This is a genomic window from Haliscomenobacter sp., assembly GCF_033763495.1.
GTDB lineage: Bacteria > Bacteroidota > Bacteroidia > Chitinophagales > Saprospiraceae > Haliscomenobacter.
In genome coordinates, this window is the sequence record NZ_JANRKL010000002.1 from 1 (window position 1) to 11,538 (window position 11,538).

An 11,538-nucleotide genomic window follows, 5' to 3' on the forward strand; every position below is an offset into this window, starting at 1 on the left:
GGAGGAAGATGGTGTTTTTCATGCTAAAATATTTTCCTTACAGGTGATGATGAAGTTATTTTTTACTTTTTGGGTTGCACTTTTGAAAAAGGTTGCATTTTCCAATACGTCAAACTCCTCCACACCCATTCCAAGGGGCCAAAACGGTAATATTTCAACCATATTGGGCTGACAATCAATTGAAAAATCCAGATTCCGACCACAATGTAATACAACTCGTAGCGCTGCAATTTGCCGTACATCGACAAGCCATAGCCCAGGAAAATAAAATTGCAGATAATCGAATGGGAGACGTAATTGGTAAAAGCCATTTGCCCGACAGCAGCCAGGGCTTTTTGCAAAAAGGGCAAAATACCGGATTTGACAAATAGCATGATGAGCGCTACATGCCCACAAGTAGTGGCCACTCTTCCCAAATCGTAAGTCAACCAGGATTGATAAATGGACTCAACGGAGAAATGATGGGATACTGGTAGCCAGCCCTCATAATAATTGACGGGAATGCCGATGCCATAACCGATTAAAGCCATCAGCAAATAGAACCGCCTTGATTTAAGCGCGCTAAGGATGCCCATTTTGAAAAAGGCCATTCCCCATAGCATCATGGCGAGGGTATCCAGAAAATTGTATCGGTACACAAAAAAGGTTTCTGCTGCCATATTATCCGGGGCTTTGTGCATCACAATGCTCCAATAGCCCTTACTCCTTGCCACCATTTCCTTTTTCAAGCCCTCGGGGCTGGCCTTTGCTTCTTTGACTTTCGCCGTCCATTTTTCAATGGCTGCTGTTTCTTTTTTCGTTAAGGTTTGTCCTTTTTCTTGCTTTAAACTTGCCGCAACGGAGGCCTCATAAGTGTTTTTCACCTGAAAATAATCATTGAAGTTCCATGCAGTGGCCAGGAGCAGGATCACAACAGTGCCCGTGATCAGCTGTTTAGGTGCCAGGTGCCTGAAGCTGAAAGCAAACATACCCACCAGCGCGTAGCAATACAATACATCGCCTTCCCAGAGCAACAGGTAACAATGAATGATCCCAAAAATCAGCATCCACCACAAGCGGCGGAAAAAAAGGTCAGTTGCGGCGCTGCCTTGCTGGTTTTCGGATGAACGGCCTGTAAACAGCAGAATGCCTGCTCCAAACAACATGGAAAACATGCCGCGCATGGTGCCTTCAAAAAACAGCGTATTCATCCACCACACCGTTAGATTCCAGCCCGTAGCCCCGCCGCTGTTGGTGGGGTCGAAATAGGCTTTGTACAAGCCGAAATTGATGATGTTCATTAACAGAATGCCAAAGAGGGAAATGCCTCTGATGATGTCCAGCGCAGAAATGCGCTCGGACTTTGCCGTAGGTTGAAGGGTGCTTTGGATAGTCATAAGGTATTTCAATTCGTGTTGAAAATTAGGAAAGACATCTTAACCCTTTATTGCGGTCGATAGAGGAGAGGTAAGTGAGGGAAGGGAATTTTTTCATCGTTCTTTATAAAAACAAAGCATCTAGTACAATGCTATTGTCCACCAAACCGATACTGTGTTCATTGTCCAGAATGCCATAAACAGACAAGAAGCTTAGAAAAATGTGTTTGCGGGTTTGAGTGTAATGCTGAAAGAGCGCTTTTTTGGTGCGAAAAGCATCTGCGTCTTTTTTGGTAAAAACATAAGGGGTAGCATGAAATTTAAGCTCAAACAGATTAATGGTATTGTCATTCCGATCTAAAAGCAGATCAATCTGTACACCCTGTTCATCACCTTTTCCTTTTTGATAAAAAGTGGACGCTTCTGTGTAGATACCTGAAATACCCAGTGTTTTTTTGATTTGAGGAATATGTTTCAGGCAAATGTTTTCAAAAGCATAGCCACACCAGGTCTTGAAGGCTTGCGTTTGGCTGAGGTGTTTCCAGATGTCATCGCCTTGGAAGGACATGGGTTCGATAAACTTTAGGAAAAACAGCGAGTATTCATCGGTCAAACGATAAACCAGATCTTTCTTCTTTTTTTCAAAACTCGGATAAGCAGAAATAAAGCCGGATGCTTCTAACTCTTCGAGGCAGGTGGACATTCCTCCACCATCCGGTAAACCCGTTGCTTGTAAAATTCCTAAGCGACTCATCCCTGACCTTTTTTCCGCCAAAGATCGAATCACGGCAATATGATTTTCGGCATTTTCAAACAGGGCGGGATACAAACGGCCAAACTCTTTGCGCAGCATCCCGCTATTTGAGAAACAAATGTCTTCAATATTTTGAATGGCGCTTTTTCCGGGCACAACTTCATTCAAATAATGGGGAATACCGCCCATTGCCATGTAAATCTGTAATACTTGAAAGCGGTTGAGCACAACGCCTCGTTCTTTCAGAAATGCTTCGGTTTCGGCGAGGGTAAACGGATACAGATCAATCCGTTTGGTGATTCGATTGTGTAAACCTCCTTTGTCGTTCACTATTTTATCGATCATCCAGGAAGCAGCCGAGCCGCAGATCACCACCACCACCTTATTTTTTACAGCCCAGGTATTCCAAAAGAAACTCAACGCATTTAAAAATCCAGATTTGCGGGTAGCCAACCAGGGTAGTTCATCAAAAAAGAGGACATTTTGATAGCTGGAGGGGTCTTGCTCCCAACAGTTGATCAAAGTAAAAAAGGCCTCTTGCCATGTTTTGAGTGGCTTTTCGGGGGCCAGTGTCCCAAAAGCCTTTTTTAGTTGAAATTGAAAATTATTCAGTTGTTCTTTCAACGACGCATTTTGTACGCCCGATGTTTCAAAGCGTATTTTATCGGCATAAACCGAGCCAATCAGGTGGGTTTTACCTACCCGCCGTCGGCCAATGATGGCAACCAATTCTGATTGATTTGATTGCAAGGCCCTGCGTAGTGTTTCCTGTTCTTTTTCTCGTCCAATCAGCATGAAAGCATCAAATAATGGTTATAAGTCGCGGAATGTGTCAAATTTACATAGATTCCGCGACTTATAGCTGTTTTTTTGAAAAAATCGCCAAAACACTCCTCAGCCTTATTCAGTTTTTCTTTTGCCCTTACCAAACTGCACTTCCTTGTACTCCGACTCATCCGGCGGCCCGGCGGTGATTTGCAGTTTGGGATTGCCGGTCAGGGTCATTACCACTGAGCCAAAGGTGCCACCCCAGCCGTTGAAAGCACGACAAACGGGGTTGCTCGGGTCATCTTTGGCACGCAAGGTGGCTTTGATGTCGGCGTCATTGGCGATGGGAAGCGAGGCGATTCGTTCCTGCACTGAAGCAAGGCGGATGGCACTGTTTCCTTTTTCCGGTTCCTTGTACCAGTCTTTCAGGTCATCGTTGGCGATGGGGTGGTTGGTGTGGTACACCGTTCCGTTGGTGTTTTTAGGGTCAAAACGTACGACTTTGTTGCAAGAGGCTTCAAAGTCATAGACTTCGCCTTTGATGCCGATGATGTAGTTTTGCCCCGACGCATGGGGTACACTTTGGATGAAGCGCAGTATCTCTTCTTTGTTGGTGCTGTTGAGGATGCGCCGCACGACGAAAGCAACGGGCAAACCAGTTGGGTTGGCTTTGAGTTGCATCAGGGTGTTCATACAGGCTCCGATGCCCGCTTCGTTCAGCCCATTGAGGGCGATGAGGCCGGGATAGGTCAGGATGAGTTGTTCGGGCGTTTGTTTGGTTTTTGCCAAACGCATCAAGACCTGATAACCGTCGGTGTAGCCTTCCAGGTCCATGTTTTGGGCAATGTAGCCGGGGTTACCGTCGCGGGCGGGTACACCCATGCCGCTGCAATGGTGTTTGTCGCGGGCATCTTGCCACACCCAAAACTCGTCGAGCAGATTGTGTACCATGATGTCGTTGAAGGCCTGCCCCGAACCGTCGGCGATGCCGCGCACCTCTTCATACAAATCGGGTGTCCATTTTTTGATGGCTGCATCGAAGTGGGCGTAGGTAAAAAATGCCGCCACAACGTCGTCAGCAGGTTTCTTCAACTCACTTTCCACGCTTTTTTTCCATTTGGCAACAATTTGGCCGATTTCTTTTTTCAGTTGTTGGCCGTGTTGCAGGCCGCGGGCGTAGCCGCTGCCGTGGAAGCTGACTTCACGAAGGCGGCGCTGAGGTGGATTAGGGTTCGCTGCGGATTGCGCTCCTACATTTTGGAACAAGGCTGTGCAAAACAGGCAGCAGAGGATGAAGGTGTTATTCATGCTAAAACGGTTTGTGCTTTTGTAAAAGATTGGGCTTTCCCATACGTCAAACTCCGCCAGACCCATTCCAGTGGGCCATAGTTAAAATAGCGCAGCCAAACGGTACTGATGAGTATTTGCAGGGTGAAAAGGGCAATGGCAAAAACGGTTAAATAGAAGGTGCCTAGTTTGCCACCATAGTTCAGACCTTGGGATAGGAAAACAAACTGACAGACGAGCGAATGCGATACATAATTGCTGAAAGCCATTTTGCCAACCGGGGCGATGACAAGCATGGCTTTTCTACCGAAACCCGTTTGAAAACACAGCATAAACATACCGACATACGCCATTGCCAAAGGTGCAACCCCAAAGGCATAAGCCATGGTTTGGTAAAGCCCATTTATTTTCAATTGGTAATAATCGCCATCAAAATTGTGCACGTAGTAGGCCAAAACATAATTTGCAGGCAAACCAATGAGCAAACCCAAGCCGATGATCCAATACACCGTCTTTTTGTGCTGGGCGATGTTTTTGTAAAAATTGGAACGCCCCAATACGAACCCAATTAAAAACATGCCCAAAACTTTAGGGGTTCTGCTTACCAAAAACAAATAGCCAAAACGATGAAAAATACCTGCAATATTGAGTTTGAGTACACCCCACCAATTGGCCTGTTTAAACCAGGCTTCATAGTCGCCTTCGGACTGTACACCGCTTAGTTGTTTAAATACATTTTCCCCGATTAAATGTAGGAAATTGGCAGGCGCGTTCACCATGGCCCACTGCATTTTTGCAGCATATAATGCTATTGGTGAGCAGATCAACACTGCACCCGTAATCGGCTCTGTCCGAAAAGCGCCGGAGTGGCAGCAGCAGGAAACCAAGCATGGCATAAAACAGCACGATATCGCCTGGCCAAATCAGGATATGCCCAAATCCGAGCAGCAACATGAAGAACAAGCGCCTTCTGATGGTTGGGAGAGCGTCACTTCCCTTGTCAAGGCCACGTTGTATTTGTAGCGCAATGCCCCAGCCAAACAACAAACTGAAAATGGAATAAAACTTCCCCTCAATGAACATCGCATACAGGAAGTTGAGTTGCTTGTCCAGTTCAGGGAGTAAAAAAGGGCTTGATTCGACCCGATTAGGCCCCCAACCCAATCCGCCAACCGTCAAGTTGGCGATGAGGATGCCCAAAATGGCAAAACCCCGGAGCACGTCCATGAAGACTTCGCGGTCTTTGCTTTGGATCGGGGCGATGGTATGCTTGTCCATAAACGAAAATTGATTTTATGAAAAAGGGGTGTCACTACCGTTTCATTGGTTTTTTAATCCTTTATTACAGCCAAAAGAGGAGAAGTAAGTGAGGGAAGGGAATTTTTTCATCGGTACTTATACAAGCAAAGCATCTACCCCTAAATCACGGGTAACTGAAACTCAAAATTTGTTGTTGCTCCGGGTGTGCTAGATACGCTTAAAGTCCCCCCATGCCCCTTCACCACAATATCATACACCAAACTCAGCCCCAAACCAGGCTAAATATTTCTCGATTTGCCCAGTAAGGTAGTAAGGTAAATTGAGTAAGTGATAAACCTTCCCACTTGGGGTATCCAGGGTGTTGATGCTTAACTTTCCGCCATAAAACCTCACGGCCAGTTGTTGAGGGGAATGCTCCATAAAAGCGTGTAAAGATCGCAAACGACCTGTAGCCCCCGACTTTACCTCTATGGGGATGATATGGCCATCATAAATATAAACATAGTCCACCTCGGCGGTTGCATCTTTCTTTTCACGGGTCCAGAAATGGAGTTCGCTGAGGACATTGTATTGTATGGCCAGAAGTTCCTGTCCTACGATGTGCTCGGCTACCTTACCCTTATACACCAGGTCTAAATCAGGTGTGCTAATGATTTCTTTTTGAATTCCGGCCAAATGATTCATCAAACCCGTGTCCAGCAATTGCAGCCGAGGCGATTTTTTTTTGTCGGGAAAGAGGGGGAGCGAAGTACCTGTGCAAGGATAAACCAAATACAAAAGTAGTGCTTTTTCGATGGTTCTAATGGCTTCGCCTACTTCTCTGCTGCCGTAGTTGGACTGTCCAAAGTGTTGAAATTTGATACGCGTTCCTGCTTCTACACTCATGCTTTTGATCACATGTCGAATCACTTGTACCATGGTACTGTTGCGGGCGTATTTCTCAACATCATTCATATACGAAACCAAGAGCGATTCATAGATGGGAATCAATGCAGTGAGGTTACGGTTTTCAACATAATGAGCGATGATCTCAGGCATCCCACCAATGAGGGTGTAGGTATGAAACAGTTGCAGCAATTTATCATGGGCAAAATCAGCAACGGGAATCGTACGGTACTGCTGTAGTGCCGCTTTTTCACCCATTGCGTCCAAAAACTCTTCAAAAGACATGGGGCGCAACACTTTGAACTCAACCCGACCTACTGGCATGGTCATGTTTTCATGCAAAACAGCTTCGAGCAATGATCCTGCGGCAACGACATGCAATTGAGGAAAATCTTCATAAAAATACCGCAATAAGTTAATGGCTTCCGGTACCTCCTGTATCTCATCAATAAAAATCAGAGTGTCTGCTTGTTGAATGTTTTTGTCTTTGAGAAAAAAAATAGCTTCAACCAGGGTAGGAAAACGGGTATAATTTTGAAAAATAAGGGCATCTTCTTTCCTTTCAAGGTTGAGGTAAATGAACTGCTGGTATTGGAGGGCGAATTGCTGTACCACGGTTGTTTTACCAACCTGCCTTGCACCTCTAATAATCAAAGGTTTGCGATTCTGAGAATGTCGCCACTTAACAAGTTCTTCAAGGATATTGCGATGGTACATAGTTGTAGATTTCAAATAGCGACAGTAAATTTAGTATGTTTTTGTAATAAAAAGGTAGTATTTAATGGTGATTTTTGAATCAAAACGGTAGGTTTTATTTTAAATGGGAATTTTTATGGAGAAAATTGTGCCATGTTCCGCTGTACTATCCACTTCCAAACTACCCCCATGCCCCATCGTCACAATATCATACGCCAAACTCAGCCCCAAACCCGTCCCTTGCCCAGTAGGCTTGGTGGTGAAGAAGGGTTGAAAGATTTTGTCGCGGATGGATTCAGGAATGCCATTGCCGTTGTCTTGCACCTTGATGATGATCTGATCACCCGTTTTTTGGGTGGAAACGGTAACGGTGGGTTGGTATGCGGGATGTTGTAGAGACGTTGCATGCAACGTCTCTACGTCGCGTTGATGCACCATGCTTCGGCTACGCTCAGCAACCGCATAAAACGCATTGTTGATCAAATTCAGCAGCACCCGCCCAATGTCCTGCGGAATGACCGAAACCAGCAGCAAATCAGGATCAAAATGTGTCTCTATCGTAGCATTGAAAGAATTGTCCTTCGCCCGCAAGCCATGATACGCCAAACGCAGGTATTCATCAGCCAGGGCATTGAGATCAGTGGGTTCCTTTACACCTGTACTCACCCGTGAATGCTCGAGCATCCCTTTTACGATGGAGGAAGCGCGTTGGCCGTGGTGGTTGATTTTGCTGAGGTTTTGTTGCAAATCGTCGGCGATTTCGATGGCTTCGGCTGTGTTGCCTGCTTTTAGTTCGTCTTTCATTTCACCCAGCATTTCCGCACTGACTTCCGCGAAATTATTGACGAAATTCAGCGGGTTTTGTATTTCGTGCGCAATGCCCGCGGTGAGCTCACCCAGGGAGGCGAGTTTTTCGGATTGGATGAGTTGGGCTTGGGTGGATTTTAAAAGTGATAATGTTTGTTCTAGTTCTTGATTTTTAGATTCGATATTTTGTTTTTGACGGCTTAGGAATTCGTTGATTTTAGATTTTTGCCTATTTCTGTAACTCAGAAATAACATACCCAATATCAATAAAATACCGATAGAACCAAACAATAGCAGATTTGTCGTGGCTTTATTTTTTTGTTCTAAAAGCTCTATATCTTTCTTTTGTATTTTTTCTCTATTTGCTATTAAAAGTAAGTGAGCCAATTGATCTTTTCCATATAGCACTTCATTGGCTTTTATTTTCAATTTTAAATATTTCAATACACTATCTTTTTGATTTTGTTGATTGTAAATTTTGATTAATAATTCGGAGGCTGACAACAAATGTCTGTTGTAATTGTATTTTTGACTGATTTGAATAGTTTGATTGGCATAATAAATAGCAGTGTCCTGTTGGTTGGATTTAAAATACATTCCCCCCAGGGCGCTTAAACTGGCAGCTAAAAAAAACTGATTATTATATTTCGAGCAAAAATCTTTTATCTCATTAAAGTATGCCATAGTTTTTGATAGATTGCCCTGAGACAATGCTATCTTACTAAGCAAAATGTTTCTGGCTGTAAGCAGATTGGTATTATCAGAGGAAGGTTCAATATCCGATACTTTTTTGACAATAGCCTCTAAGGAGTCATTTCTATGCAGGTCAAATTTTGACCGAGCAATCTGTACCAATAAGAAAAGCCTATCAAGAGAATCCACTGGATGTTTTTGAGCAATATCTATACCTTCTTCAAAATACTCAATGCTAATCTCAAGTTGATCGATAAGCATATACATTATGCCTATTTGCAGTAATATCTTGGCTAGAATGGCTTTATTATCAGAGCGTCCATCATCAAATAGTTTTTTTGCTTTAAAAGCATACTCTACCGATTGAGCATAGTCACCCATGTGGTCATAGTACCTCGAATGACTTAGATAGCCTAATGCCATGCCATCTATATCATTTCTTTTTTTAGCATATGTTAGTATTTCTTCGCCTATGATTTTGCAACTATCTATTGTATTTTTTTCGTACTCCAGTGATAGGTTGAATAAACTATCAATATATTTATTTGGATGGTTTTGAGTCATGACCACCACACTATTGATTAAAGTGAAAAACCAAACAAAAATTAATTTAACTTTCATGACTATATCTTAATTGAGTTTTAAATGTTTTTTAAAAAAGGCGCTGATGATAGAGCTTGCTTTACCTTATAAATGTAAGCATCGGGAAGCAGGAATACAAAAAGTCTTTCCCAATGCGGCGTTTGATCTTCCGAATGGTAGGAAATGGGCTCCGAATGGAATAGAGCAAATACCAATGACACTTACCCGCCCGCACGTTCCTGAACTTTCTTAAACCTCGGATCATTCCGGATGCGTTTCCAGCGCGGGTCGAGCTTGAGCCAGCGGAGCCATTCATCACCTTCGTCTGCTGCGATATTTAGCCATAGAAAGGTATTGTCAAAATCGCCGAGCGCTTCGTAAGCCGTTGCTATTTCATAGGGCATCCACTCAAAATCTGGCTCCAAAACCGCAGCCAGCACCCGCTTGCCGACTGCAGTATCACCGGCCATAGCGTAAGCGCGCGCCGAGCTGGCCAGGTTGAATCCATCCGTGCTCAAAAACGCATAGGTCAACAATTCTGCCTCCAAAGCCTGGTCATATTTTTCCTGTTCTGCCAGGGCCAGCCCTTTGTAATAATAGGCGGGCCAGCCATTGTTCCAGAAGTCTTCCTGGTCTGTTTTTTCAATGTGCTGATCACATTGGTTGATCACCCAGTCGTAGTTTTTGGCCATGTAGTGCATCCGCATTATCCTCCACTGGTAGATATCTTTGCTCGGCTGGTCGGCGAGGGCCATGGCTGTTTCGGCATACCGAAACGCCGCTTCAAATTTTCCCTGGTAAGTCAATAATTCAGCGTAGTCGAAATGGATGATTGCGTTGGCTGGCTCAATTTGAAGGGCACGCAAATACAGGGCTTCGGCGTAGGTATAGTCGTGCCCGCCCCGGGCAGCGATCAGCGCGATGGAATGGAGCGCTGCTATCAAATCCGGATTCAGTACCAAGGCCTGCTGCAAATCGGCCAAAGCTTTTGCCAACTTATCTTGTACAGGTATCCCGGCATAGCGGTGCAAGGAACCATGCACCGAGCCCAGCAGCTCAAAAAAAGCCCGCACCCTGGCAGAGTCTGCTTTTGTTGACTGCCGAGACCGGGAGTTAACCTTGGCAATCCGGGCTTCGGTTTCCACATCCAAGGGGATCAGTGCTTCCTTCGCCAGAGAATCGGCCATGCTATGGGCACGTGGAGTGGGGGGCGTCGTGCTTTGGGGTAGGGGAGGGCAATGGAACAAAAGTTTGTCCTGGGTTTGGGTTTGCCCCAATCTTGGGGATGTCAGGATAAAGAGACAGATTATGGTGATTGTATGAAGTGTTTTTTTCATGGACTGACTGGATTGTTGTTTTTATTGAGTAGTAGACTTTTTTGATTTGATTATCAATTAATTGATGATTTTGTTTTTTTTGAGTGACGAGTTCCGAATACATGACTTGCGATTTTAGAAGTGGGCTGCCGCAACGACTTAGACATTGCCCTGGCCTGAGCCGCTGCGGTAGCCCACTTCTAAATTCGTAACTTCACTTCTAAATTCTAAACTCATGTACTCGGAACTCTTCACTCGAAAAAGCCTTGTCACAAAATCACCAGGCATCACTTTACCTATCTGACAACCAAATTACCTCAAGTCTATTCAAAATCCCCCCTTCTATTGCAACAAATCTATTTTTTTGCCACATCACCTTCCCCATACTGCACCGGATACCCCCGATTGGTCCACACAATAATGCCCTCGTCAATGATGGCGGTGTTTTTATAGCCCAATCGCCGCAGCGTACTCACCACTTTTTCAGAGGCCGCGTGCGGACAGGCACAATACACCACGATCCAGGTACCGTCTTTGGGCATGTCTTTGATGAAGGAATCGGGCTCCTCATAATAGGGAACCGGAACCGCACCCGGAATATGGCTTTGATGCCAGCCAGCTTTGGAGCGCGCATCAAGGATCACCATGCGGGATTTGTCTTGTATTGCTTTGAGTACTTGTTCGGCAGGCACGTATTTGCCTTCACGCAAGGTGAATTTGGGCGCCTTCTTTTTGGGGTTCAGGATGTAATCTTTAGGAAGTGGTTCTTTGATCACCACTGCGCCAGGCGCGTTCCAGCCCGAAGCACGACTGCGGATATAAGCCGTGAGGCCGTCTATTTCTTCCTTCTTGAGTTCGTCTTTGAATGCCCGCATGGGAGTGCTGTCTCGGCCTTCCGCAATGGCATAGCGCAAAAAAGCATCGCTTGCGGTGGCCAAAAACATAGGGTTCCCCAAGGCCGGGGCACTAAGGCCTTCACCCTTCACGCCATGGCAACTTGCACAGGTTTTGTTGTACAGTTTTTTTCCAAGCGCTACATCTCCTGTTACCGGATCAGTTGATAGTTCAAGCGGTTTTTTGACGCCACTTTTTTCGCGCAGCCAGGTGATCAACAGGTCGATGTCTAAATGTTCCA

9 protein-coding genes and 1 pseudogene are annotated in these 11,538 nt (G+C 45.1%); all 10 read right to left on the minus strand.

Annotated features, from left to right (window positions below; translation table 11 throughout):
* Positions 1-62: 62 nt before the first annotated feature.
* Positions 63-1,376: a DUF418 domain-containing protein gene (locus SFV55_RS00050; RefSeq protein ID WP_320027392.1), complete on the minus strand. Its 1,314-nt coding sequence runs from the start codon at positions 1,374-1,376 to the stop codon at positions 63-65.
* A gap of 103 nt (positions 1,377-1,479) precedes the next feature.
* Positions 1,480-2,904, minus strand: a complete 1,425-nt coding sequence (locus SFV55_RS00055) for an AAA family ATPase (RefSeq protein ID WP_320027393.1) — start codon at positions 2,902-2,904, stop codon at positions 1,480-1,482.
* Between the two features lie 105 nt (positions 2,905-3,009).
* The gene (locus SFV55_RS00060) at positions 3,010-4,185 is read right to left on the minus strand and encodes a C45 family peptidase (protein WP_320027394.1); all 1,176 of its coding nucleotides are present in this window, start codon (positions 4,183-4,185) and stop codon (positions 3,010-3,012) included.
* Positions 4,182-4,943 carry a DUF418 domain-containing protein gene (locus tag SFV55_RS00065; protein WP_320027395.1) on the minus strand — a complete coding sequence of 254 codons (762 nt, stop codon included), beginning with the start codon at positions 4,941-4,943 and terminating at the stop codon, positions 4,182-4,184. The genes SFV55_RS00060 and SFV55_RS00065 overlap by 4 nt, the downstream gene beginning before the upstream one ends.
* The gene (locus SFV55_RS00070) at positions 4,891-5,442 is read right to left on the minus strand and encodes a hypothetical protein (RefSeq protein WP_320027396.1); all 552 of its coding nucleotides are present in this window, start codon (positions 5,440-5,442) and stop codon (positions 4,891-4,893) included. The genes SFV55_RS00065 and SFV55_RS00070 overlap by 53 nt, the downstream gene beginning before the upstream one ends.
* A gap of 140 nt (positions 5,443-5,582) precedes the next feature.
* Positions 5,583-5,699, minus strand: a pseudogene (locus SFV55_RS30140) (ATP-binding protein); the annotation flags it as partial.
* Positions 5,674-7,026, minus strand: coding sequence for an ATP-binding protein (locus SFV55_RS00075; protein WP_320027397.1), 1,353 nt, complete (start codon positions 7,024-7,026; stop codon positions 5,674-5,676). The pseudogene SFV55_RS30140 and the gene SFV55_RS00075, both read right to left, overlap by 26 nt.
* 99 nt (positions 7,027-7,125) lie before the next feature.
* The gene (locus SFV55_RS00080) at positions 7,126-9,126 is read right to left on the minus strand and encodes an ATP-binding protein (protein ID WP_320027398.1); all 2,001 of its coding nucleotides are present in this window, start codon (positions 9,124-9,126) and stop codon (positions 7,126-7,128) included.
* A 182-nt stretch (positions 9,127-9,308) separates the two neighbouring features.
* Positions 9,309-10,424 (minus strand): tetratricopeptide repeat protein, encoded by a 1,116-nt coding sequence (locus tag SFV55_RS00085; protein WP_320027399.1) that lies wholly within the window; start codon positions 10,422-10,424, stop codon positions 9,309-9,311.
* Positions 10,425-10,759: 335 nt separating this feature from the next.
* A partial coding sequence (locus SFV55_RS00090; RefSeq protein WP_320027400.1) for a rhodanese-like domain-containing protein occupies positions 10,760-11,538 on the minus strand: 779 nt, incomplete at its 5' end.